This window comes from bacterium, assembly GCA_035281585.1.
Classification (GTDB): Bacteria; UBA10199; UBA10199; order DSSB01; family DSSB01; genus DATEDP01.
Window position 1 is genome coordinate 20,621 of the sequence record DATEDP010000118.1, and the last position, 24,212, is coordinate 44,832.

General features: G+C 61.8%; 23 protein-coding genes. 16 read left to right on the forward strand and 7 right to left on the reverse strand.

Annotation, left to right across the window (positions count from 1 at the left end; all coding sequences use genetic code 11):
- Nucleotides 1-46: 46 nt before the first annotated feature.
- Complete coding sequence (locus VJR29_10135) at nt 47-388, reverse strand: PilZ domain-containing protein (GenBank protein HKY63767.1); 342 nt, start codon at nt 386-388, stop codon at nt 47-49.
- 263 nt (nt 389-651) lie between these two features.
- Here VJR29_10135 and VJR29_10140 point away from each other — a divergent pair, with 263 nt between their 5' ends.
- A complete protein-coding gene (locus tag VJR29_10140; protein HKY63768.1) occupies nt 652-846 on the forward strand; it encodes a hypothetical protein in 195 nt (64 codons plus the stop codon).
- A gap of 94 nt (nt 847-940) precedes the next feature.
- On the opposite strand, the gene VJR29_10145 is transcribed toward VJR29_10140, so the two are convergent.
- Nucleotides 941-1,426, reverse strand: coding sequence for a hypothetical protein (locus tag VJR29_10145; protein ID HKY63769.1), 486 nt, complete (start codon nt 1,424-1,426; stop codon nt 941-943).
- Complete coding sequence (gene lgt, locus VJR29_10150) at nt 1,423-2,202, reverse strand: prolipoprotein diacylglyceryl transferase (protein ID HKY63770.1); 780 nt, start codon at nt 2,200-2,202, stop codon at nt 1,423-1,425. The genes VJR29_10145 and lgt overlap by 4 nt, the downstream gene beginning before the upstream one ends.
- Before the next feature lie 58 nt (nt 2,203-2,260).
- Between lgt and VJR29_10155 the strand changes: the two genes are divergently transcribed.
- The 3 genes from VJR29_10155 to VJR29_10165 all read left to right on the forward strand — a co-directional run bounded on the left by VJR29_10155 (nt 2,261) and on the right by VJR29_10165 (nt 4,079).
- Nucleotides 2,261-3,190, forward strand: a complete 930-nt coding sequence (locus VJR29_10155) for a metallophosphoesterase (GenBank protein ID HKY63771.1) — start codon at nt 2,261-2,263, stop codon at nt 3,188-3,190.
- Between the two features lie 96 nt (nt 3,191-3,286).
- A complete protein-coding gene (locus VJR29_10160) occupies nt 3,287-3,688 on the forward strand; it encodes a DUF6789 family protein (protein ID HKY63772.1) in 402 nt (133 codons plus the stop codon).
- Nucleotides 3,689-3,701: 13 nt separating this feature from the next.
- Nucleotides 3,702-4,079 carry a CbiX/SirB N-terminal domain-containing protein gene (locus tag VJR29_10165; GenBank protein HKY63773.1) on the forward strand — a complete coding sequence of 126 codons (378 nt, stop codon included), beginning with the start codon at nt 3,702-3,704 and terminating at the stop codon, nt 4,077-4,079.
- 155 nt (nt 4,080-4,234) lie between these two features.
- Here the strand turns inward: VJR29_10165 and VJR29_10170 are convergent, their stop codons facing one another.
- From VJR29_10170 to VJR29_10180, 3 genes are read right to left on the reverse strand one after another with little or no spacing between them, the layout of a single operon-like run.
- Nucleotides 4,235-4,762: a hypothetical protein gene (locus tag VJR29_10170; protein ID HKY63774.1), complete on the reverse strand. Its 528-nt coding sequence runs from the start codon at nt 4,760-4,762 to the stop codon at nt 4,235-4,237.
- Nucleotides 4,759-5,340: a hypothetical protein gene (locus tag VJR29_10175; protein ID HKY63775.1), complete on the reverse strand. Its 582-nt coding sequence runs from the start codon at nt 5,338-5,340 to the stop codon at nt 4,759-4,761. The genes VJR29_10170 and VJR29_10175 overlap by 4 nt, the downstream gene beginning before the upstream one ends.
- Nucleotides 5,327-5,884, reverse strand: coding sequence for a sigma-70 family RNA polymerase sigma factor (locus VJR29_10180; GenBank protein ID HKY63776.1), 558 nt, complete (start codon nt 5,882-5,884; stop codon nt 5,327-5,329). Before VJR29_10180 ends, VJR29_10175 begins: the two co-directional genes overlap by 14 nt.
- Nucleotides 5,885-6,072: 188 nt before the next feature.
- Here VJR29_10180 and VJR29_10185 point away from each other — a divergent pair, with 188 nt between their 5' ends.
- Nucleotides 6,073-6,333 (forward strand): hypothetical protein, encoded by a 261-nt coding sequence (locus VJR29_10185; protein HKY63777.1) that lies wholly within the window; start codon nt 6,073-6,075, stop codon nt 6,331-6,333.
- 79 nt (nt 6,334-6,412) lie between these two features.
- Complete coding sequence (locus tag VJR29_10190; GenBank protein HKY63778.1) at nt 6,413-6,943, forward strand: hypothetical protein; 531 nt, start codon at nt 6,413-6,415, stop codon at nt 6,941-6,943.
- 77 nt (nt 6,944-7,020) lie between these two features.
- On the opposite strand, the gene VJR29_10195 is transcribed toward VJR29_10190, so the two are convergent.
- On the reverse strand, nt 7,021-7,707 hold the full coding sequence (locus tag VJR29_10195; protein HKY63779.1) for an HAD family hydrolase: 687 nt from the start codon (nt 7,705-7,707) through the stop codon (nt 7,021-7,023).
- Nucleotides 7,708-7,733: 26 nt separating this feature from the next.
- Here VJR29_10195 and VJR29_10200 point away from each other — a divergent pair, with 26 nt between their 5' ends.
- From VJR29_10200 to VJR29_10245, 10 genes are all read left to right on the forward strand, one after another.
- Nucleotides 7,734-8,225, forward strand: a complete 492-nt coding sequence (locus tag VJR29_10200; protein ID HKY63780.1) for a TIGR00725 family protein — start codon at nt 7,734-7,736, stop codon at nt 8,223-8,225.
- 123 nt (nt 8,226-8,348) lie between these two features.
- Nucleotides 8,349-12,977 carry an FHA domain-containing protein gene (locus VJR29_10205; GenBank protein HKY63781.1) on the forward strand — a complete coding sequence of 1,543 codons (4,629 nt, stop codon included), beginning with the start codon at nt 8,349-8,351 and terminating at the stop codon, nt 12,975-12,977.
- 300 nt (nt 12,978-13,277) lie between these two features.
- The gene (locus VJR29_10210; protein HKY63782.1) at nt 13,278-14,798 is read left to right on the forward strand and encodes a hypothetical protein; all 1,521 of its coding nucleotides are present in this window, start codon (nt 13,278-13,280) and stop codon (nt 14,796-14,798) included.
- A 239-nt stretch (nt 14,799-15,037) separates the two neighbouring features.
- A complete protein-coding gene (uvrA, locus tag VJR29_10215; GenBank protein ID HKY63783.1) occupies nt 15,038-17,917 on the forward strand; it encodes an excinuclease ABC subunit UvrA in 2,880 nt (959 codons plus the stop codon).
- A 154-nt stretch (nt 17,918-18,071) separates the two neighbouring features.
- Entirely contained in the window at nt 18,072-19,670 is a 1,599-nt protein-coding gene (locus tag VJR29_10220; protein ID HKY63784.1) for an alpha/beta fold hydrolase, read from the forward strand.
- A gap of 61 nt (nt 19,671-19,731) precedes the next feature.
- Nucleotides 19,732-20,679: a hypothetical protein gene (locus VJR29_10225; protein ID HKY63785.1), complete on the forward strand. Its 948-nt coding sequence runs from the start codon at nt 19,732-19,734 to the stop codon at nt 20,677-20,679.
- Between the two features lie 160 nt (nt 20,680-20,839).
- Nucleotides 20,840-21,223, forward strand: coding sequence for an RNA-binding protein (locus VJR29_10230; protein HKY63786.1), 384 nt, complete (start codon nt 20,840-20,842; stop codon nt 21,221-21,223).
- A gap of 54 nt (nt 21,224-21,277) precedes the next feature.
- Nucleotides 21,278-22,093: an LssY C-terminal domain-containing protein gene (locus tag VJR29_10235; protein ID HKY63787.1), complete on the forward strand. Its 816-nt coding sequence runs from the start codon at nt 21,278-21,280 to the stop codon at nt 22,091-22,093.
- A gap of 51 nt (nt 22,094-22,144) precedes the next feature.
- The gene (locus tag VJR29_10240; protein ID HKY63788.1) at nt 22,145-23,044 is read left to right on the forward strand and encodes a TIGR01777 family oxidoreductase; all 900 of its coding nucleotides are present in this window, start codon (nt 22,145-22,147) and stop codon (nt 23,042-23,044) included.
- Between the two features lie 107 nt (nt 23,045-23,151).
- Nucleotides 23,152-24,198 carry a pyridoxal phosphate-dependent aminotransferase gene (locus VJR29_10245; protein ID HKY63789.1) on the forward strand — a complete coding sequence of 349 codons (1,047 nt, stop codon included), beginning with the start codon at nt 23,152-23,154 and terminating at the stop codon, nt 24,196-24,198.
- The last annotated feature ends 14 nt before the right edge of the window (nt 24,199-24,212 follow it).

Genomic DNA, 24,212 nt, shown 5'->3' on the forward strand with positions numbered 1-24,212 from the left:
AGCAGCGTCAAGGAAAATGGGCCGGTTTGAAGGCTTTACAGATCGGCTAGTTGAGCTTGGCTTTGACGAACTTCTCGATCTCGAGAATGTTGTCGTTGTACAGGCCTTGGAACTGGACCGCCACACCCCGGCGATCGTCGCTTTCGCTGCGCAAAACTTCGGCGCTCAGCTTGACCGGGCTCTTTCGGTTGGGGAGATGGATGACCACATCGAGCTTCTGCAGGTCGTCGAGCTTGGCCGGGTCGATTTGGAGGAACATCCCGCCACAGCTGATGTTGGAGCTGGTGGTCTGGAGCTTCTTTTCGCCGACCTGAAGATCCACCGGAAGCTCGGCATCCACGCGTCGGAAGATTCTCTTCTCGATGTAGTTCACGATTCCCTCGATCATTCACCACCAAAAGCGAGCAATTTCTCGATCTAGAAGCGGGGCGCCTCGAAAATTCGCCCTGCGTCCAGCCCTGCTCTAGGATTTATCCACAGGGCTGTCAACAGCTATAAATAACGCCGCGCGTTGGCTTTGAAAATGTCCAAAAAATGACTAAGCGCGTTAAATTGCTCAGCTTTTGAAATCCTTCGGCTTTTGAATTTTCAGCGGCCCGCTTCCTTGACAGGCCGGAATTCGGGTGGAGATAATCGCGCAGGGAAAGCACCATGCAAGACTACCTCTCCATCACCCGACTGCAGGACTATATCGGCCGCAAAGTCGAGATTATTGCGTTCGACATCAGTTATATGGGCATTTTAACGCACGTCGATTACGACAGCGGAACGCTCAAAATCGTCGACGGCGACGACTTCGCGATCCTCGAGATCGAGCGGGTGGAATCGTTCAGTTTAGTGGAGTAGCCAGGGGCTTTAGCCCCGCCAACGGCGCGAAGCGCCGTCATGGTTTGCGCAAAAGATGGCGCCTTCGGCGCCAGGACGGGGCTAAAGCCCCTTGCTACTGCAATCCAATGTTCGTCACCTGGATGTCGCGCTTCCGGGTGAAGTCGGACACCTTGATGAACAGCTCGTCCTCTTCGCGATTCGAGCTCTTCAAATCCGAAATGAAGCTCTTGGCCACGTTGGTGATGCTCACCTTGGAGCCGCTGCCCTGGGGCGTCACCTTGACCGCCATCCGGTAGTAGGCTCCGACCGTGCCGTAATCCCTTTTGCCGAAGATCAAGACGTAGTGCGAGTCGGCGGTCGTCGGCTGCCAGTAGGTCTCGATCGTCATGGCCGCGTCGTCGGCCTGTTTCAGCGAATAGCCCCGGTAGATGAGCGCCTCTTTGGCCGCGCGATAAGCCTCGGCCGGCGGCACCGCGAAATATTTCACGATGGCCTCGGATTCTTGGACCGAGCCGTAGAGCTTGGGCTTGCTGCAAGCCGCCGCGCTTCCGAGCAGAAGCAGAACCGTCAGGATGCGCCAGGCACGATGAAACTTCATGAAGATCTCCCTCTGCGTAAGAGTAGCACCGCCAGAGCCGCCAAGAGAAGGATCGCGCCGAGGAACTGGGAGGTGCTGAGCCAGCCCTGGATCACGTAGCCGCGCTCGGCGTCGCCGCGGAAGAGCTCCAAGACGATGCGGCTGAGCGCGTAAGTTATTAGATACAAAAGAAGAATTTGGCCGTCAAACGCTTTCTTCCGGCTGTAGTAGGCCAGGAAGGCGAAGATCGCCAAATTGGCGCCGGCCTCGAAGAGCTGGACCGGATAAAGCGGAATTCCCGAGGGCGCCAGGCTCTCGGCGTGACCCGGATAGTGCGCGGCGTACCAAGCTTTGGGATCGCAGCCGCGGCCGTAACAGCAGCCGGCCAAAAAACAGCCGATCCGGCCGAAGGCGTGGCCCAGGGCGACGCCGGGCATGAAGACGTCGGCCACCTTCCAAAAGCTCCAAGCCCGCCGCTTCAAATAAAACCAAGCGGTGAAGATGCAGGCGATGAGCCCGCCGTAGAAGACCAAGCCGCCTTCCCAAATTTTAAAGATGGCCGCTGGATTTCGGGCATAGACCTCCCACTCGACCGCAATGAAGGCGAGGCGCGAGCCGACGATGGCGGCGAGCATGAGCCAGAAAGCCAAGTCGATCATCGCCGCGGCCGGCAAGCCCTCCTTGGGAGCCTGGTAGCGAACCCAGCCCAGGGCTGCCAGGAAACCGACCGCGACCATCAGGCCGTAGCTGTGAACCTTCAGGCCGCCGATGTCGAAGAGAAGCGGATGCACCGGCATTTCATCGCCCGGCCCCCAGGCCTTTACAAGGCAATTCTCGAGCGGCAAGAATGCTTGGATGCCCTCGCGCCTGGCTACTCTCGTCCTGCTGGTCCTTTTGTCCCAGGCCTCCTGCGGAAGCTCGCCGGAGCTTTTGCCGCCTTCGCCGACGCCCTCGGCCTCGCCGATTCCGGTCGAAACTCCGGATCCCGCGGCCTTGCGCTTTTTCAGCTTCGGCGATTGGGGAACCGGCGACGCCAGCCAATATGCGGTAGCCTCAGCCTTGGAGAGCTTTTGCCGGGCCCGGGGCTGCGACTTCGGCCTGCTGTTGGGCGACAATTTCTATGATAATGGTGTGGCCTCGGTGAGCGACCCGCAGTGGGAAGCCAAGTTCGAGTCGGTCTATGAGCTGGAGGTCCCCTTCTACGCCCTGCTCGGCAATCACGACTACGATGGCAATGAGCAGGCCCAAATCGACTACAGCGCCCTTTCCGAGCGCTGGACCATGCCGGCCCGCAATTACCGAATCCGCTGGCCCTCGAACCAGGAGCCGCCCTTGCTCGAGATCTTCGTCATCGACAGCAACGCCGTCGACGATGCGGTGGCGGCCGAGCTCGGCCTCGCCCTCGCCGCCTCCGAAGCCCGCTGGAAGATCGCCGCCCTGCATCACCCGCCCTACAGCAACGGGCCTCACCCCGACGACGAGCTGGGGCAGAACGCCTGGCTGATCCCCCTGCTCTGCCCGACGGTCGACGCGGTTTTGGCCGGCCACAACCACTTTTTCGCCCATCTCGACGATCCGAACGACGGCTGCCGTTTTCAGGAGTTCATCGTCGGCACCGGCGGTCGAAACCTCCATTCCATTCGGCCCGACAGCCGCGCCCTCTACGCCGAAGCCGAATTCGGCTTCGCTTGGCTCGAAATTTCATTCGACACTTTGCGGCTGGAATTTCGCCGGCGCGACGGCTCCCGCGGCTACCTCCACCAAATTCTCAAGCCCGCCCCTTGACGCAACGCGACCGAATTTTGACGCGCTCCGCGCGCGCCCGACTCTTGTGGCTTCGACGGGCCGAAGGCTACAATCGTTCAGAGGAAAGGGAACGAAATGCCCCGGCGCTCGATGAAGCGGATCCTGAAAGCGGGCTTGGTGGCCAGCTTGGCCATGGCTCTCTTCACCATTCTCGCCGCCCGCGTCGGCATGCCCTTCCTGGATTGGAGCCGGGTCTTGGCCGAGCCGGCCCGCCATCCATTTCTGGCCTACGGCTTCTTCCTAACCCTGGGCCTCGGTGTGGCCTTCCTTTTCGCTCTGCTTTTCCACGACCTCTTGCCCGGCCAATCTTGGCAACGGGGGTTTCTGTTCGCCGTGATGATGTGGATTTTGACCGGCGCGGCCCTTGCACCGCTGCTCGGTCTGGGATTCTTCATGGGCAGCGTCGTCGTTTCCTTTGGGACCCTGGCGACCTACCTTTGCTACGGCGGAGTGCTGGGCTATCTCTGCGATGTTTGATATTCCTTGAGCGATGCTAAAGAAATCCCGCGCCCTGGTCTTGATCGCCCACGGCAGCCGCCTCGAAGCGGCCAACGAGGAAATCCGCGCCTTGGCAAGCCGGCTCGAAGCCCGGCTCGGTTATCCGGTCATCGGCGCCTTTCTCGAGCTGGCCGCGCCCTCCATACCGGAAGCGGTGGATTTGGCCCTGGCGACCCGCGCCGCTGAAATCCTGATCCTGCCTTATTTTTTGACCCAGGGCCGGCACGTCCAGGCAGACATCCCGGCGATCCTCGCCGAAAAAGCCCGAGCCTATCCCGAAACCCCGCTCAAGCTCCTGCCTTATTTGGGCTCGCAAGAAGGGATTTTAAGTTTGTTGGAAATTTTATTGGAGGAACCAAGGTCATCCTGAGCGAAGCGAAGGATCTGCGACCTACCTAAGGTGGTTTGAAAATCTCAGGTCGCTTCGTGTCATTTAAAGGGATTCCGAAAAGACGAAGAAACTTTTGATTCCCTTAGTTACTTGGACAGTCGCAGATCCTTCGTTTCGCTCAGGATGACCTTTAATCAATACCCCGATCCCGAACCGCCCTGAATCGCGTTGACCCGGCCGCCGCCCGGCGGCGGGAGGCCGCGCTTGACCGATTGAACCTCGCGGCGAATCTCTTCCATCACGAAGATGAATTGGGCTTGCTGCTTGGTGTTGAGGTGGTTCTTGGCCTCGGCGAACATCCGATCGTCGACTTTGTCGAGGTTGGACTTGGCGACCGAAATCTGCTGGATGAGGCCTTGGATCTGGGCTTCGTTGCCGCTGTTCGAGACCTCGCGAAGCTTGAGGGTGAGCTGGCGGATCTGGTTGCGGTCAGCAGTCTTCTCGCGCCGGTACTTAAGCAAAATTTGGCTGATCTGTTGGGACTGGGTCGGGCTCAGCTCCAAGGCATTGTTGAGCCGGATCATGACCAGCTCGTGGATCTGCTGGCGGCGGGCCTCGAGGAGGGCGGCTTCCTGGGCGTCCTTGGCGTCGCCGGCGAGGGCCGGAGCGCCGAAAAGCCCGAGCGCCAAGAGCAAGGCTCCATGGATCAAGCGCCGCTTCATGCCTGCTCTCCGAGTTTCTTCTGCAATCTTTGAATCAGCTGATCCAATTCCGGTCCCGAGAGATCCTGCAGATCGGCACCGTCTTCGAGCAGCACATCATCCTGATTGCCGAGGATTCGCCGTTCCATGTTTTGCGCCAGACCTTCCAATTGCTCGGGGTTCAAGGTTTCCAGCTCCAGGATGCCGGAGCCGGTGACCGAAGTTTGCCCATCGGTGAAGGCCAGGAGCGCCGTCGACCAAAGCGCGGTCGGCGATTTCCGTTCCTGCCACCGGGAGAGCCCAATGAACAATAAAAGAACCGCCGCTGCAAGCGCCAAGGCGGGACGCCAGGCCGGAGCTCGGCGGGCCGGCTTTTCGGCGGCGATCGCCTCGCGAATGCGCTTTCTTTGGGCGGCGAAGAAGAGCTCGCCGGGATCCTCGCCGTCGAGCTGCCGGAAGGACTCGGCCAAGCGGCGGAAGGACTCGGCTTCGGCCCGGCAGGCGGGACAGGCCGCCAAATGGGCCTGCAACTCGGGGTCGGGGCCACCGTCCAAAAGCTCAGCCGCCAGATTTTCTTGAATTTTCTTACATTGCGTCATTGCGGACCTTTTTCCGAATCCAGCCCCTAAGACTCTTCATGGCGTGGTGAAAGTTAACTTTAACCGCCGTTTCGGTGCTCTTCAGCAGGCGGGCGATTTCCTTGAAGGGCAATTCCTGCTGAAGCCGGAGCAAAACCACCTCTTTCTGCCGCGGCGGAAGGTCGGCCAAGGCGGCCTCGAGATGGGCCTTTTGGAAGGCCTTCTCCTCCTCGGCTTGCCGCTCCTCATACGCCGGATCGGGCAGGTTGAGCGGCAATTCTTCCATGTTCCGCTTGGCCTTGACCAGCTCGGTGCGGCAGAGGTTGATCGCGATCGCGCAAAGCCAGGTCTTGAAGGAAGACTCGAAGCGGAAACCGGCCAGGGCCCGATAAGCCTTGACGAAGGTCTTCTGGGTGACCTCGTCGGCGTCCTCGGTCTGCCGGAGCATCCGCAGGGCCAAATAATAGATCGGCCGCTGATAGCGCCGGACCAACCGGTCGAAGGCCTCGGAGCTGCCGGCCAGGACGGCCTCGATGTCTTTTCGGTCTTCTTCCTTGTCGATCAAGTTCAATCCTCGTTACCCTCTCCCCTTGTGGGAGAGGGTGCCCCGAAGGGGCGGGGAGGGGGCGTGGCATAAATCGTATGTTTGCCCTGCCGCACTCCCTCTCCCGTCTCCGGCTAAAGCCGGAGCCACCCTCCCCCGCAAGGGGGGAGGGCACTAAAGTACTGGGGAATATTAAAGCTTGCGAAAAATTGCCACGGCATTATGTCTCCGCCATGCCCAGCACCGCCAACCGCCTTGAAGACCATTGGCCGCAAGCCAAGGAACGGATCCTTCAGGAATGGGATCTTTTGACCGACTCCGACCTCGAAAGGACCGGCCGGGCTTTCGATAAAATCGTCAGCTTGATACGCCGGCGCTATGGCGGCCGGGTCGAAATCATCCAGGAAGCCGCCATCCGCGATGCCCTGAACCGCCTGCTGAGCCCGCTGGAAAACGAACCGGCGACCTAAAAACGAAATAATTTGACGGCCCTCCAGGCTCGAATTATTCTCTAAATAGCCTAAATTTTTCAGAAATCGAGATGAGCCTATGAAAAAATCCCTCTTGGTCCTAGCTCTTTCCGCCCTGATTGCCAGCCCCGCGATCGGCCTCGCCGACGGGATGCCGGAGGCTCCGACCACCGTTCGCCGCCATCGTCCGGCCCGAGCCGCAGCCGCCGAGCCCCTGCCTCCGCCGCCGACCTGCACTTCGAAATCGCCGGCCAAGAAAATCGAGCTCGTCTCTTTCGGCCCCAACCAGCCGGCCGGCAAGATCGTCGGCTCGATCCAAGAGTGCGCCAGCACGATGTACGATGTCCTTCGGCTCCTTTCCGGCCCCAACACCATCGGCCTCAAGTATCCCGAAGAGCACGAGCAATGGGGCTATTATTGGCTCTGGGCTTACAAGCTGGCCAACCCGATCGAGGATTCGATCATCCTGATGGACAACTCCGGTAAGCGGATCATGAAGGGCAAGGATCCGGTCGAGCTCTACATCACCTTCAACGAGCACGACGTGGTCGAATCGGTTGAGATGGATCTGATCAAGAAGAAGAACAGCCAGCAGGTCCTCTTCCCGTAGGGGCGGGCCTTGCGCCCGCCCGAGGCAGGGACAGCGCAAGGCAGATGGGGCACCCGCAAGGGGCGCCCCTACCAGCGTCATCCATCGAAAATCGGCAAAACCTCTTCGAGCGGGTCGAAGCTATCGACCACGAAATCGGCTCGAGCCGCCTCCAAGGCGGCGCGGCTCGTCGAGCCGGTGGCCACCGCGACGGTGGTGAGGCCGAGTCGTCGTCCGCAATCCACGTCGTGAACCGTGTCGCCGACCAGCAGGATCTCTTCGGGCGCGACTCGCCGGCCGAGGCGCTGCCGGCCCCTTTCGACCGCGACCTTGGTCAGCTCGGGCCGCTCGGGGTGGTCCGATCCGTAGCCGCCAAAATGAAAGAAATGATCGAGCTTGGCATGGCGGAGCTTTTGGCCGGCGGTGCTCTCGAAGTTTCCGGTGGCGAGCCCGAGCAGGGCCAAGCCGCGTCGTTGCAAGAGGTCCAGCAAGGGCAAAACGCCGGGCATGAGGCGGAAGCGGGCCGAGCGGGGAATCTCCTCGGCCATCGCCGCGGCATAGGCCTCGGTGACTCGCCGCTCCTCTTCGGGCCGGGGCCGGCGACCGAGATTCTTTTCGAAGAGCTCGCGGATCAGCGAAGGATCGGTGCGGCCGTCGGGATGGACATCGCGCCAAGCTCCCTCGATCCCATAGAGCTCCGCGAAAACCCGGTCGAAAGCGACTTTGCCGGCGCCGCCGGTGAGCAGCAAAGTCCCGTCGATGTCGAAGATTACGAGTTTGCGCATGGTTCAATTATCCATATACTCCAAAGATGTTGCCCAAGCCCTTGGTCGGAGTCATCGGTGTCTTGGAGGCCTCCGATAGCGAGCGCCAGATGGCCTTCGAAATCGGCAAGCTCATCGGCGCGATGGGCCTGGCCCTGGTTTGCGGCGGCCTGGGCGGCGTCATGGAAGAAGCCAGCCGCGGCTGCCATCAGGCCGGCGGCGTGGTCATCGGCCTCCTGCCCGGCGGCCGCAAGGAAGACGCCAATGACTACGTCACCTACGCCATTCCGACCAACCTCGGCCATTCCCGCAACATGCTCATCGCCCACAGCGCCGACATTTTGGTCGCGGTCGGCACCGGCTACGGCACCTTAAGCGAGATCGCCATCGCCCTGAAACTGGGAAAGAAGGTCCTAGGCTACAAAAGCTGGGACGTCCAAGGGGTTACCCCCTGCAACAGCTTGACCGAGATCCAGACCCAGCTGGCCGAGTTCTTCGGCCACCTCAACACTAAGTCCTTGTTATTCAAGGATAATTAACCTCATTCCGAGGGCCTGAAAATTCCGGGCTCCTGCGCAACTAAAGCCCGGCAACGCCGAAAAGCGAGGGAATCTGGGAATTTGCAGGGGAACACGGGGGTGGTCCTCCTTTTAAGGCCATTCATGAGCGGGGGCATCAAATACCGCTTATCACCGCGGGAGCGCACACTTGTCGCCGAGCAGCTCGGCACCCTGGAATCGGTGCGCGCGCGGCTCAAGGGCAGCGGCGTCGACGTCAAGATCCAAGATCCGGAGGTGGAAGTCTCGGTCGAGGAGAAAGGCGGGGAGATTTCCTATGAGCTCACCTATCCTTTGGACAACGACTATTACCCGGGCAACGGCCGCATTTACCTCAAGGACAGCTATCGCCTGAACCGGCGCGACGGGAGCTTGATCAGTTTCAACCGCTCGGCCTCGCAGAACGTCGGAACCTCGAGCCATCGCTTTTGGGTCGATACCGCCCGCCGGGATCATCCCCAGGAAAAGCTCAAGGGCTATGCCGAGCACCTCGAAAAATTCTTGAACGACTTGAGCCAGCTCCAACTCGACGCTCAAAGTCCGGCTCTGAAAACCATGCTCGCCGAAACCCTGCCCGGCTTGCATCGGCCGCTTCCACCCAACTCCAAGGCCTTGTTCGATGAAAACCTCGAAGTCTTCGCTCCGATCCGCGACGTCGTCCAAGACTTGGGTTTGCAGATGAAGTTTCGCAATGCCCAGACCGGACTGACGCTGCGCCGCGAGGGCGGCAAAATTCTCCTCGGCCTCCAGCTCGTCCTCGACAGCGATTCCGATCCGGCGCTGGACGCTGAAAACAACGGCCGCATGTTCTTGCACGACGTCTACGAGATCGACGCCGCCAGCGGAAAGGTCTTGAAGGCCAGCCGCAGCTTCACGCCGAGCAAGGTCGGAAGCCCGGCCTTCGACAAGGCCGCCGAGCGGCTGGCCGCCTTGGGGCCCCTCGATCCCAATTTGCCCGCCCTGGCCAAGCTCACCGCCGGCTGGCTCCAAGGCCTCGGAGCCGTCGAGCCGCCGGCCCCGGCCGGCGAAACCAATCTCGCCGAACCCGAAGACGCCTACGGCAAGGCCTTGTGGCGCTTGTACCAAGCCACCGCCGAGGCGCCCAAGCCGGTCGATTATCTGGTGCCCCGCAAAGACTCGAAGCCACTTCCCTCCGGCGCCGGACTGCCGGCGGATCCCGAGCGTCGCCAAGCGCTCCACCGCAGCCTGGCCGCGATGCTGTCGGGCGACGAAGCCGCCTTGCAAAAAGAAACCCAGGCTCGGAAGGACGACCCGATCTTCCAAGCCTTGGATCATCTCTTTCGCCAGGAAAACCACGCGGCCGCGCAGGCCTTGGCCGGTTTTCCCCGCGATGACGCGCTGGCTCGCCCCATCCGGGAATTGATCGACTGGCAAGACCGGGTCCAGCGCTTGGACCAAGGCCTGCCTCTGCTGCAGCTGGCGGTTCAAGAATGCCTCCAGCGCCGGAACAATGAGGACCGCGCCTGGGTCCGCAGCCTCGGCCGAGCCTTCAGCGGTGACAGCGGGGTCAACCCCGAGATGCGACGGGTGGCCGTGGAAGGCTTCTTCCGCCGCCTTCGAGTCTCGCTCGATCAAAGTCGGACCGGAGTCGACGACGCCATTCAAGGTTTGGAAGGCGACGGGCCTTTTGAAAAAGAAGTCAAAGCCTTGCTTCGCGGCGACACCGGGCTTCGCGAATTGGCCCAATTGCTGGACGAGAAGGACTGGGAGCTGCGCCGCGACGGCTTGGTCCATTTGGCGCAGCGGACTCTGAAGGACGAGGGACGGATGCCGGCAACGGCCCTCGCCATCGCCGAGCGCTACGCCGACAGCTATCCCAAGGCCGAGGCGCTGAAGAATTGGCTCAGCGGCCAGGGCAGCTTCGGCCAAAAGCTCGAATCCACCCTCGGCCATTTCAGTCATGAGGTCACCAACCCCTTCACCTTGGGAACCATGATGGTGGCCGGCGGCGCCTCGAAGCTCGGCAAGCTCGCCTTCGTCCAGTACTTCGGCAATTCCAGCCTGGGGCTCAAGTTCGGAGCCGAGGCTTTCTCGGTGGCGGTCGAAGCCGGCGTCTTCACCGGCAGCGATAAAATTTACCGCAGCCTGTTCCAATCGCCGGTCGGCGTTTGGAACCGGGCTCACCTCGATTTCACCGGCGCCCTGCTCGCCTTCGGCGTCCTGCGCGGCGGCGGCATCGCCGGCCGTCGCTTCCAGGGCCGGCTGCGAAATTCGGAAGCCTGGCAGTCCTGGCTCCAAGGCCGGACCCGGATCGGCTGGGCCGAAAAGCCTTTGGAATTCGCCACCGGCTTGAGCAAGGCCGAGGGCCCCGCCTGGAAACAACAGGCCGGCCGGGCCCTGGCTTACCCGCTGAGCTATGCCGCCGAAACCGGCTTCTCCCGCGCCTGGTTGAAGCCGGCCGCCGACTTCGCCGCCAGCCATGGATTGATCTTGACCTCCTTGATGGCCGCCAACAGCCTCAGCCGCTTCGCCGGTCTACGCCCGGGCTCGGCTCAAGGCTGGAAAGGCGACTTGGTCGACGACGCCCTGCTCTACGGACACTTTTACCTCTCGGGTCAGCTCTTGCAGCGGATGGGCCCGAGCCGCCTCGACTATCATCTGGCGGCGCTCGAAAGCTCCGGGCCCCGCATCGGCCTGCGCAAAACCGCTTCGACCGCCGAAAGCGCCAGCGAAACGCCGGCCGAGCCGGCCAAAGGCTTCGAAACACCGCCGCAGCTCCGCGAGTTGTCCGAAGGATGGGCCAAGATCTGGCAAAACCTGCGGCGGAGGAAGCCCGAATCGGCCGAGCCGGCCAGTGGCACCCCGGCCAAGCGCTTTAACCTGAAAGAGTGGCTGCAGGGCTGGCTTCGGAAAAAAGCCGCGCCGCCGCCGGCAGTGCCGACGGAGAAAACCCCTTTGATGCTTCCGGCGGCGCCGGCCGCCAGCGACCGACCTTCGCATCCCAGCTGGTTCGAGACCTTGCCGCCACCGCCGGTGCCCAAGGCCGGCGAAAGCTTCCTCATCCCGAAGCCCCTGGAGCTGCCCTTGCGCTTCGTGCCGGGCAAGGCCAAGGTGCAGGTCGCCGTCTCTTGGACCGGCAGCCATGACGACCGCCTCATGCTTCCGGTCAGCAAGAATATCGTGAATTACGAGTGCATCTTGGGCCGCGAGGAAATCCAAGCCCGGCCCCAACCGGCCCTTGTCGATCTCACCTTCCCGAGCACCGCCACCGGCATGGAAACCCAGCACGCCAAGATTTCGCTGCAGGTGAAATTAAGGCTCAATGCGATTCCCGACCACAAAAACGTGATCCAAACCTTGGCGACTCCCGAGAAAATCGTCGCGACCCTCGAAAACATGGCCAAGTCTTCGGCCACCTTCGTCAATGGCAAGCGGGTGAAGAGCGCAACGCTGAAAAACGGCGACCGAGTCCAATTCGGGAAGGACGGGCCCAGCGTCATCTTCCATCAAGACAGCCCCGACCGGGCGCCCAGCCTGACCCAAGGAATCGTGCCGCTCTCGCCGGAGCGGCAATCTTGGACCGTCGGCCGGGAAAGCTTCAAGGAGGGCAGCCCCGACATCCCCTTCTCGATGTCCAGCCGCGACATCAGCCGAAGCCAGGCCAAGTTGATTCGCGACGCCGAGGGCAACCACTACATCCAAGACCTCGGCCAGCAGCCGACCCGGGTCAATGGCAAGCCGGTCTACGGCACTCAGCCGCTGGAGAACGGCGACGTCATCGTCTTCGGCGAAGGCAAGGCATTCGTCTTCCGCGGCCCCGCCAAATCCGACGACCGGATCACGCCGGTCTTCGAGGACCTTGAAGCCCATCCGCGGACGAAGGTGCCGGCGCCGGAGCAAGCCGAGCACCATCCGGCGCTGCGCGATCTGAAGCCCGAGGAGGTGCAAAGATATTTCGAAATGCTCCTCGAGCAAGACCGGCTGCCGGTCGACGACGTCCGGGCCGGAATCTTGCAGGCTCCCAACGGCCGCTCTCTCTTGCTGCTGACCCATCACAGCGGCTGGACGATCGGCGCCGAGCCCAACCATCCCTCGACCAAACGTCTCTACCGCGAAAGCGCCGAAACCGAGGCCAATCCCTTTTCGATCTATCTCGACCAGAGCGGGCAATTCATCCTGAAGCCTCTCAAACCCGAGGCCAACATCTTCGTCCAAGGCCGGGAGACTCCGTTCTGGGAGAAGGAAGCGCCCTCGCCCACCGGTCCCCAATTGAGGGTGGAAGGCTGGGTCCGGCTGCTCGGTGGCGAGCGGATTTTTTCCGGCGACCAGATCCATTTCGATTTCATGAAATTCGCGCCGCCGAGGGTATCGCCGGAAGACCTCCGGTCGATCGCGAACCGTCCGACCGAGCCGCCGCCCTCGAGCCCCCGCCCCCAAGCGCCGGCTGCCGGCCAACCGCCGCTCCTGGGCTCCGGTCCCATCCCGCTCCAGCTCGCCAAAAGCCTGATCCTGCAAAACGAGGCCAACGCCGCCCGGCTCGACATCCGCTCGGAATCCGAAGCCCTCTCGGTGGCCATCCCGGTCGATCTGGGCAAGATCGGCCGCGTCACGGTTTTTCAGGAAGCCGGGGTCTGGAAAATCCACAGTGAGAGCGGAGGCGAGGCTCCCGTTTTAGTCAACGGCATCTCCCTCCCCCCGAATATCCGCCTTCCCCTGAAGCCGAATAGCGAGCTCAGTATCGGCAGCCTCCGTTTCAAAGTCCAATTACCCTAAGAATGTCATCCTGAGCGAAGCGAAGGATCTGCGACTGGCCAAGAAACTTAGAGTTTCCAAAGCCCCTTCGTTCCCTCGGAATCCTTTTGGAGGACACGAAGGGAGTAAACCTTTCAAAAGACCTTGGTGGGTCGCAGTTCCTTCGCTTCGCCCAGGATGACAGCCGTAGGGGACCTATTTATAAAGCTGGTAAAAAAACCGCCCTTTGTGGAAAAATCCTGGATAAGCGCGCAACCTGAAGGGGTCGGCCGGCCGATCAATGGTTTAAGGACGATCGTTTTGGGGAAAGGGAAATCCCCCGTGGGTGAACCAGTAGAAAATACCTCAGTTAGTTCCTGTAGTTACGAGGACTATTCCACCGGGATGTCGATTCCGGAGGCGGCCCCCCTGGCCAGCTTTCCGGCCGAGCCGGTCCTCGACCTCACTCAAAATACCTCCAGCACCGACACCTATTCCGAGGCCCTCCGCCTCCCCCGGCACCTTTCAGCCCATGACACGGTCCGCATTGCCGACGGCCAAGGCGGCTCCCGCGACCTCGAATTCGTCGATCTGATCCGAGAAGCCCGCTCCAATCCCGAAGCCCGCCGTCAACTGCTGACCCTGGCCCAGGCCGCGGCTTCCGATCCCCGGGTCACCAGCTCCTGCTTCCTGGCCAGCGAGGAAAACCTCCTCCCGATCCTGGCCCAACTGGGTTCCGACGACGAGACTGCCCGGCGCGAAGGTGCCCTCAGCTTACGGCAATTAATCCAATCGAAACCCGAGGATCGCCGCCTCCAACAAGGTTTGCTCGCCACCGTCGACCAGATGGCTCGGGAAAACCCGCGCAATGCCGAAGCCCGGCAACTGCTGGTCGAGGTTTATCGGGATTCTTCGCCGCAGAACGCGGGCTTGCGTCAATGGATGCAGAGCCATACCGCGGTTCCGAGCTATGTGCCCAATGCCGTCGCCGGCGGGAATGGCAACGGCGGCGCCCGCGCCCTGGCCCTTTCCGGCTCCAGCGGTGACGGCTCTTCGGCCGCGCTGCCGGTTTCGGCTCCCCTGGCTGGCGAAGGCTCCGGGATCCAAGCCTCGAGCTCGCCGCTAGCCCTAAGCCAATTGGTCGCTTTGCCCGGCTTTGCCCCCTTGGCCGGCCTGATCGAAGAGCGGACTCAGGGAACTCCTCTTCAAGGGATCGCTCCCGAAGGCATTGTCGGCTTTGCTTTGACCCACGCCAATTTGCCGGCTTCGGAATTCAAGGATCTGCTCTATCTGCGGATCATGGCCGGCGCCCTGCCGCTGAACAGCTTCACTGGCAGCCAATTCGGCCAATCCATGATCGTCGCCACCTCCTTGGCCCGCGACATCCGCCGTCAGCTCGACGGTCACGGCGGCAGCGAGCGGGCCCTGACCGCCGTCAGCGGCCCAAACGCGGAGGCGCCGACCCTTGAATCGACTCCGGTCGCCTCGACTTCGGTCCCGGCCCCCGGGCCTTCGGCTTCGCCCTTGCTCGATCCGGCCTCGCCGGTCCTGACGGCCTTTGCCAGCCAGCTGCAAAGCGGCTCGGTTTCGGCCCATGGCTTCTTCATGCCGGCTCTGCTGACCTGTCTTTCGGGCATGCAGGGCGTCGCGTCCCAGTCTTCGACCTTGGGCCAAAGCGTCTTGGCCAGTCAAAGCTTCGGTCTGGGCCTCAATTCCCATTACCGCATCGAGGGACCGACCAACCTCGATGAGGACAGCCATCAAGGCTTCGGCGGCGGCTCCCAGGGCCAGCAGGGCTCCGAGCAGCAGGACCAGGACGGCCGCGAGGATTCCGGCCATCCCCAAGATTCTTACTACGCTTAAGTTCTTTCCCTCCCCTTTGTAAGGGGGCTATGGAGGAAACTGGCGACTTAATGTCGCCAGGCAAACTCCATAGCAATGTTCGACTTTCCGAACTTGTTCCAGGGAGGGGTAGAGAGCTCGCGTCATGCAATGAACTTTGCACGACACCAAATCTCTACCTCCCCCTAACCCCCTCCTTACAAAGGAGGGGGAAAACGCTGTTGACCGACAGGGACGGCTCTCGCTAGTGCTTTACCTTCATGGAACCCCAAGCGATTGTCGTCAAAGGCGCCCGCCAGCACAATCTCAAGAACATCGACGTCCACATCCCGCGGAATAAGCTGGTGGTGATCACCGGCCTCTCGGGCTCGGGCAAGTCCTCGCTCGCTTTCGACACCCTTTACGCCGAAGGCCAACGGCGCTACGTCGAGTCGCTCTCGGCCTATGCCCGGCAGTTCCTCGAGCAGATGGGCAAGCCCGAGGTCGACACCATCGAAGGCCTTTCGCCGGCGATCTCGATCGAGCAGAAGACGATCAGCCACAACCCCCGTTCGACGGTCGGCACCGTCACCGAGATTTACGACTACTTCCGCCTGCTCTTCGCCCGAGTCGGGACTCCGACCTGTTACGTCTGCGGCAAAGAGATTCAGGCTCAGACCGTGACCCAGATGGTCGACCAGCTGCTCAAGCTTCCCGAGGGCACCAAGATCCACCTGCTGGCCCCGCTGGTGCGGGGCCGGAAGGGCGAGTACGGGCAAATGCTCCAGGGCCTGCGCGGCAAGGGCTTCGTCCGGGTCAAGATCGACGGCCAGACCTACGTCCTGGGCGAGGAGCCGGCGCTGGACAAGAAAAAGAAGCACGACATCGATCTCTTCGTCGACCGGCTGGTGGTCAATGCCGGCGCCAAGAGCCGGCTGGCCGAATCGCTGGAGACCGCGCTCAAGTTCGGCGAGGGAATCGCCAAGGTCGAGTTCCTGCCCGAGGCCGGCAAGCCGGCGGCGCCCTCGCTGCTCTTCAGCGAGAATTTCGCCTGCATCGATTGCGGCGTCAGCTTCGCCGAGATCAGCCCCCGGCTCTTCAGCTTCAACAATCCCCATGGCGCCTGCCCCGACTGCAAGGGCTTGGGCTGCACGATGATCTTCGACCCCGACTTAGTCGTGCCGAACCGGTCGCTGACCCTGGCCCAAGGCGCCATCGCCCCCTGGTTTTCGAAGACGGGCAACTACTATTCCAGCCTGCTGGCCTCGCTGGCCAAGCATTACGGCTTCAAGACCGACCTACCCTTCGAAAAGCTGGCCAAGAAGCACCAAGAGGCCATCCTTCACGGCTCGAAGGGCGAGGAGATCCGCTACGTCTACGAGCGTGACGGCGGTCGCCGGACCTACACCGCTCCTTTCGAGGGCGTGCTGGCCAACCTGAAGCGGCGCTACGATGAGACCGAGAGCGATTGGATGCGCCAAGAGCTCGAGAAGTACATGGCCTTTCAGGATTGCGCGACTTGCGGCGGCAGCCGGCTGAAGAAGGAAGCCACCGCGGTCAAGATCCAGGGGAAGGCGATCCACGAGGTCACGGCGCTCTCGGTGAAGCAATGCCTCGAAACGATGGCTCACTTGAAGCTCGGCAAGAAGGAGGCGCAGATCGCCGAGCGCATCCTCAAGGAGATCCACGAGCGGCTGACCTTCCTCCACAATGTCGGACTCGACTATCTGACGCTGGATCGGCGCAGCGGCACCCTCTCCGGCGGCGAGGGCCAGCGGATCCGCCTCGCCACCCAGATCGGCTCCTCGCTGGTCGGCGTGCTTTATATCTTGGACGAACCCAGCATCGGCTTGCACCAGCGCGACAACTCCAAGCTGCTCGAAACGCTGAAGCGGCTGCGCGACCTCGGCAACACCGTCCTGGTCGTCGAGCACGACGAGGAGACGATCCTCGAATCCGATTTCGTGATCGACATGGGGCCGGGCGCCGGCGTCGAGGGCGGCTACGTCGTCGCCGAGGGCACTCCGGCCGAGATCTTGGCCAATCCGTCCTCGGTCACCGGCGACTTTCTTTCCGGCCGCAAGAGCATCGCCCTGCCCGGCCAGCGCCGGGCCGGCAACGGCCTGAGCCTAACCCTGAGCGGCGCCAGCGCCAACAACCTGCGGCAGTTGACCGTCGAGGTTCCCTTGGCCACCTTGACCTGCGTCACCGGCGTTTCCGGCTCCGGCAAATCCACCTTGGTCAACGACACTCTCTACAAGGCCCTGGCTCAGCGCCTCCACCAAGGCCGGGAAGCTCCCGGCAAATTCAAGGAGCTGCAGGGCGTCGAGCACATCGACAAGGTCATCAACATCGACCAAACGCCGATCGGCCGGACGCCCCGGAGCAATCCGGCGACCTACACCGGCCTTTTCACCTTGGTTCGGGACCTGTTCAGCGAATTGAACGAGGCCAAGATGCGGGGCTACAAGCCCGGCCGCTTCTCCTTCAACGTCAAGGGCGGCCGCTGCGAGGCCTGCGAGGGCGACGGGATGATCAAGATCGAGATGCACTTTTTGCCCGACATCTACGTCGAGTGCGAGGAGTGCAAGGGCCGGCGCTACAACCGCGAGACCCTCGAGGTGCTCTACAAGGGCAAATCGATCGCCGACGTCCTCAAGATGACCGCGACCCAGGCGATGGAGTTCTTCACCAACGTCCCGACGATCAAGCGCAAGCTCAAGACCCTGGTCGACGTCGGCCTGGGCTACATCGAGCTCGGCCAGTCGGCGACGACGCTCTCCGGCGGCGAGGCCCAGCGGATCAAGCTCTCCCGGGAGCTGAGCAAGATCGCCACCGGCCGGACCTTCTACATCCTGGACGAGCCGACCACCGGCCTCCACTTCGCCGACATCCATTGCCTGCTCGAGGTGTTGCAACGCCTGGTTGAGGCCGGCAATACCGTGCTGGTGATCGAGCACAATCTCGACGTGATCAAGACCGCCGACCATCTCATCGACTTGGGGCCGGAGGGCGGCGATGAAGGCGGCGGCATCGTGGCGGTCGGCAACCCCGAAGAGGTCGCGGCCAATCCCAAGAGTTACACCGGCCAATACCTCAAGAAAATCCTGGAGAAAGAGGCCCAGCGCCGCCAGCAAAAGAAAAAGCGAGCGGTCAGCTGAGCTCTCCGGGCATTTAAGCCTTCCCATCTCGAATTCCGGCAACCTATAATTTTATCATTCCGTCCATTGCTTCGGGGAGGAGGGAGGTATCCTCAACGCGGTACGGCGGTGACATCGTTCCAAACGGGGTGATTTATCTACAGGGGGTGTTGGAATGAAATCACTGAAATCTCGCCCATTATTCTACTTTCTCATGGTGACGGCTTGGGGCTTGGTCCTGCCGGCGCCGGATAGCCTTGCCAAGGCGAAAGCCTGTAACAAGCAACCGACCGGCGTCTTTTCCGAAGAAATCTTCCTCAACGTTGTCACCGAAAACTTGCCGGATGAGACCTTGAATGGACAGCAGGTGCAAATGCGCGTCCATCATGTTGGACCGGTCTATGCCCAGGGGAAATGCCCGAACGTGCACAATTACGCCGCCGTGCTGGTCCATGGTCGAAGCGCTCCGGGCTCCCCCTCCTTCGATTTAAGAATGGCGCCTACCACCGAAGATCCGACCGGCGGCCGGCTCAGCGCCCAAGAAGCCTTGGCCAAAGCGGGCATCGACAGCTTCGCCCCCGATCTATTGGGTTATGGGAGATCCTGGCGAGGCCCACTCGACGATCCCTGCAATGCGAGCCTTCCGGCCTGCGTGGCGCTCAACTCCGACGGCACCTGTCCAGCCAACGCACCGTTTCTGATCCCGCCGACTCCGATCAATCCCCAATTCTGCTCGCCGGTGGCGGTGGGCTGTGATCGGACCCGAAACCCGGTTTTCCCGCTCAATCAACAAGCGAACAAGCCAGTGGGCCTCGGCGTCAATCCCGGCCTGCCCTTATGCGAACACTCCAGCCCTTATCATTTCGCCAATCCCGATGTTTTTGCGGGCAACATCTTGGATGTCATCGATTTGGCCATTGCCGAAGCCCGGCCCCAAGGCGGCAAGGTCGTCTTGCTTGGCTATTCTTTCGGGGGACCCAGCGTGGGCCGGACCCTTTACCTGCTGGGCGAAGATGCCGGGCATAAGGTGAGGCGGGCGGTGTTCATGGCCTCGCTCTTCAACCTGTTCCCCGCCAATCCGCCGGTCCTCATCAACTTGCCAACCGAGGAGAAGGACTTGTCGGAGCTGGAAAGATCGACCTCCTTTCCCTTGTCGTTGGGAAATCCCGCTGGTTGGACTGGGGTCGGTTCCCGCGAGGCCTTTTGCACCGGACGGATCACCACCGATGTCATCGATAATTTCTGGGATCAGATCTTGGCGCTCGACGATCTGGCCATCGCCTGGGGAGGGACTGTACCAAACGTTTATGACGAGAACGGGGAGCTGGTCCAAAACAACGCCACCGGTCTCCTGCGCTCGCCCACCTTCACTCGCAATGGTTGGAATCCCGAAGTGGCCCACACTGTCACCCTACCAACCCTCATTATGCACGGCCTCGACGACGGGGTCGCCCTGCCGGGGAATTCGGACAATATGTTCGACGAGCTGACCTCGGTCGATAACAAGCTGCTGGTACAGCTGGAATGCTCGAGCCACCAATTCATTGGGGAAAGCTGCAGCGGCACTCGTTGCGACGACCAAAATCCAAATACCACGCCTTACGGTCAATCCGTTGACGAGCCCGCTTGGAAGGGGCCGCATCAGACCATCGCCGCAGCCCTGATCGAATGGGTCAAGTACGGCACCTTCAACGAATCCGAATGCGGCCACTTCGTCGTCAACGCCAGCGGCGTGGCCAACGAGGTCCCGACCGCGAATTGCCCGGCCCCCTGAAAAGACCTTGATTTCAGAAACAGGAATGTGAAAGCCGCTCTAAGGCTCGGAAAGGAACCTTATGCGACGGCTGCCGACATTCCCTGTTTTTTTGCTCTTCCTATTTCTCGCTCACTGCGGGGGGTCGGGAAACGATTCCGGAAATCCCGGCGGAAACCCGGCGGCGGGAAACAACGGCGGCGGCAACCTCGCCACCTGCCAAATCTTCCCTTCCGACAATCCCTGGAATCTCGACATCTCGGGCTATGAGGTCCACGAGAACTCCGACGAGTACCTGGCCTCGATGAACGCCGGCAGCGAATTTCTCCACCCCGACTTCGGCAGCAACCCCGATTACGGAATTCCCTACATTACCGTCGGCGGCGATGAGCCCAAGCTACCGATGAGCTTCGCCGAAGAAGATGAGAGCGACCCCGGTCCCTACCCGATCCCGGCCGATGCTCCGGTCGAGGTCGGCGATCAACATGTCCTGGCGGTCGACACCGACAACTGCCTGCTCTACGAGATTTACGATGCCACTTATGTCGGTCCCGGCTGGGAAGCCTATTCGGGAGCCGTCTTCGACCTGAGCTCCAATGCCCTTCGGCCCGATGGCTGGACCTCGGCCGACGCCGCCGGCCTGCCCATCCTGCCCGGCCTGGTCCGTCACGATGAGGCGGTGGAGCTGGGCGAGATTCGGCATGCCCTCCGTTTCACCGCCAATGTGACCCAGGAAGCCTATATCCACCCAGCCACCCACGAGGCCGGCTCGACCACCGACCCCGGCGCCCCGCCCATGGGCCTGCGGGTCCGGCTCAAGGCCGACTATGATATTACTGGGTTTACTGGGGCCTCCCGGGTGGTGCTGGAAGCCCTCAAAAAGTACGGCCTGATCCTAGCCGACAATGGCAGCGACTGGTTCATCACCGGCGCCCGGGACTCACGCTGGGACGACGAGGACCTCGAGCAACTCAAAACCGTCCCCGCTTCGGCCTTCGAAGCGGTCGAAACCGGGCCCCTACATTACTGATTGCGGGCTTTTTGTACCCATGCTACCTTCGCCGCTGCATTCTGACCCTTATGTGCGTAGCTGGATTTCATTCGACCCACGAAATTTCGGGCCTGCCGTGTTTTCTAGCCCCCCTTAAGAGAAAGAAGCTTAAATCTAACCTCCCTATAAGGAGCTCATGATGAGCAAGAAACTCTATGTGGGCAGTCTCCCCTACTCGGTCGACGATGCCCAACTCAACGAATTGGCGGCCGCCTATGGCTCTGTCCTTTCAAGCAAGGTGATCAAGGACAAGTTTTCCGGCCAATCCAAAGGATTTGGTTTCGTTGAGATGGAAAACGACGATGAAGCCGATGCGGCCATCAATGGCCTGAACGGCAAGGACGTCGGCGGACGTACTTTAAAAGTCAATGAGGCTCGTCCCATGGCGCCCCGTCCCGGTGGCGGCTTTGGCGGCGGTGGTGGCGGTGGCGGCGGTGGTCGTCGTTTCGGCGGTGGTGGCGGCGGCGGTGGTCGCGGCGATCGCGACCGTCGTGGCGGTGGTGGCGGCGGAAGCCGCTGGTAAGCCCCTCGCGAAAAGAATCGACCCGTCGAGGCCCCGGCCTCGGCGGGTTTTTTTATGACCTTTTTCAGACGCCATCACCGGACCTTTTTTCGAATCGCCCTGAGCCTGCTTCCGCTCTATGGCCTGGTGGCCTATTTGTTGCTCCCCTTGGTTTGGAAGGAATACGAGCGCCAACCGGCCATGCGGGCCTCGCCCGGTCTCACCCGGACCGCCGAGGGAATCCCCGGCGACCCCATCAACGTCGGTTTCCATGGTCATGAGCGGGCCCTGGTCCAAGCCATGGAGGCGGGCGGCTGGCGGCGAGCCAAGCCGCTCGACGCCAAGACCATTTTGGAAATGGGTGAATCCCTGGCCCGCGACCGCCCCGATCCCCAAGCCCCGGTCAGCCCGCTTTACCTCTTTGGCCGCAAGGAGGACTTGGCTTTCGAAAAAGAAGCCGGCCCCACCCTGACCCACCGCCATCACGTCCGCTTCTGGCGAGCCGATGTCCTGGGCTTCGGCGACAGGCCTTTCTGGGTCGGCTCGGCCAGCTTCGACCGCTCGGTGGGCTTCAGCCGCTACACCGGTCAAATCCTCCACCACATCGACCCCGACCTCGACGCCGAGCGCAACCGGCTCTTCGAGGACCTGATCGGAGCCGGAAGGCTGGACGAGGTGTTTCGGGTCAGCGGGATCGGACCCACCTTCCATGGCCGCAATGGCGAAGGCGATTGGTATTATACCGACGGCGAGGTTCTGATCGGCCTCTTGCGGCCGGCCGAGGCCCCCTCGGCCCCGCCCGCCCAAGTCCGCGATCCGGCGGCCGGCAGCTTCCGCCAGGGCCTCTGGTCCGGCCTCCGCCGCCTCTTCCATGCTTTCGACATTTTTTAGTTGCTTCAAGGCCTTGACTTTGTTGAATCTCCGCACCCGAAGGGAAGGCTTATGAAAATCCTTATTACCGGTTCCCACGGCATGGTCGGCTCGGCCCTGGCCGAACGTTTGAAGGCCCAAGGTCACGAGATCCTCTGTCTGGTCCGGCATAAAGCCAATGCCTCGCGCGGCGAAGCCTATTGGAACGCCGAAGGCGGCAGCGTCGACAAGACCGGCGTCGATGTCCTGGCGCCGGAAGCCGTCATCAGCTTGGCCGGCGAGAACATCGCTTCCGGCCGCTGGACCCAGGAGCGCAAGCGCCGGATCCGCGACAGCCGGGTCAACGGGACCCGCGCCCTCTCCGAAGCCCTGGCCCATCTTCAGGTAAAGCCCAAGGTCTTCCTCTGCGCCTCGGCAGTCGGCTATTTCGGCAGCCGCGGCGACGAAAAGCTCACCGAGGCCTCCCCGCCGGGGCACGGCTTTCTGGCCGAGGTTTGCCAGGAATGGGAAGCCGCGACCAAGACCTCGGCCGAAGCCGGCATACGCACGGCCAACCTTCGCTTCGGCGTGATCCTCTCCCGCAGCGGCGGGATGCTGAAAAAGATCCTGCTGCCTTTCAAGCTGGGCGTCGGCGGGATCATCGGAAGCGGCCGCCAGTACATGTCTTGGATCACCTTGGAAGACGTGGTCGGCGCCATCGAGTTCGCCCTCCAAAATTCCAGCCTCCAAGGTCCGGTCAACACCGTGGCCCCCGAGGCCGTGACCAACCGCGAGTTCACCAAGGCCTTGGGTCGGAAGCTTTGGCGTCCGACCTGCTTGCCCTTGCCGGCCTCGACCGCCCGCATGGTTTTTGGCGAGATGGCCGATGAGATGCTTTTGGCCAGCGCTCGGGTCGTCCCCGAAAAGCTGGAGAAGGCCGGTTTCCGCTTCAAGCATCCCGATTTGAAAGGCGCGCTGAAATCGCTGCTCTAAACCCCATCGAGACGCTGTATCGCCGGCTCCATCGCCAGGGCCGTTCCATCGACATCCTCTATTCGGGCAATCCCAACGAGCAGGGCTTTCGTTTTCCATCCGAGGTTCTGGAGCGGGTTTACCGCGACTACTTTCAAACTCAAGATTACCGGCCCCATCCCAAGGGCCTGCCCGAAGCCCGCCAAGCCATCGCCGATTATTATGCCAGCGCCGGGGCGGCCCTCGATCCGGAAAACATCATCCTGACCTCGGGGACCAGCGAGTCCTTCCTTTACTTATTTCATCTCCTCGGTCCCCAGGGCGGGAACTTCCTCACTCCGGCCCCGGCCTATCCGCTTTTCGATTCGATCGCCGAGCTGGCCAAGGTCGAGTTGAGGCATTATCCGCTACGCGAAGATCGGGACTGGGGCATCGACCTCGCGGCCTTGGAGGCTCGCTGTGACCGCGAAACCCGCGGCGTCTTCCTCATCTCGCCCCACAACCCGACCGGGGCCGTGGCCGGCGCCGAGGAAATTCGAGCCTTGACCGAGCTCTGCAACCGGAAAAACCTGGCCCTGATCTGCGATGAGGTCTTCGCCGAATTTTATTTCGGCGCGGGGGCCTTTCCTCGACCCCTGGCTTCGACCCGACCGCACTTGCTCTTCACTTTGAACGGCCTCTCCAAGATGTTCGCCCTGCCCGGGCTCAAGCTGAGCTGGATCGGGGTCAGCGGCGAGACCGAAAAAGTCGCCGAAGCGGTCGACCGTCTTGAAACCCAGGCCGACACCTTCCTCTCCTGCCACACGCCGATTCAAAAGGCCTTACCGGCCCTGTTTCAGGAGGGGGCGGCCTTCCTGGCCGACTATCGCCGCGAGGTCCGCCGCCGCCGCGATCTGGCTCTCCAAATCCTGGGCGGCTCCGAAAAAATCCGGGTGGTTCCCCCGGCCGGCGGCTTTTACCTCACCGCCGAAATCCTCCCGCCCTTTCCATTGGAGGAAGAGGAATTCGTCCTCCGCCTGATGGACGAGGAAGGAGTCTTTGTACACCCCGGATATTTTTACGATTATGAGCGGGGAGTTCACTTCACGATCTCTTTCCTCACCGAACCCGGGATCCTGAGCCGGGGCTTGGAAAAGACGCTCCAACTTATCCACAGGTTGACGGTGTCATCCTGAGCGGGGGCCCCGGT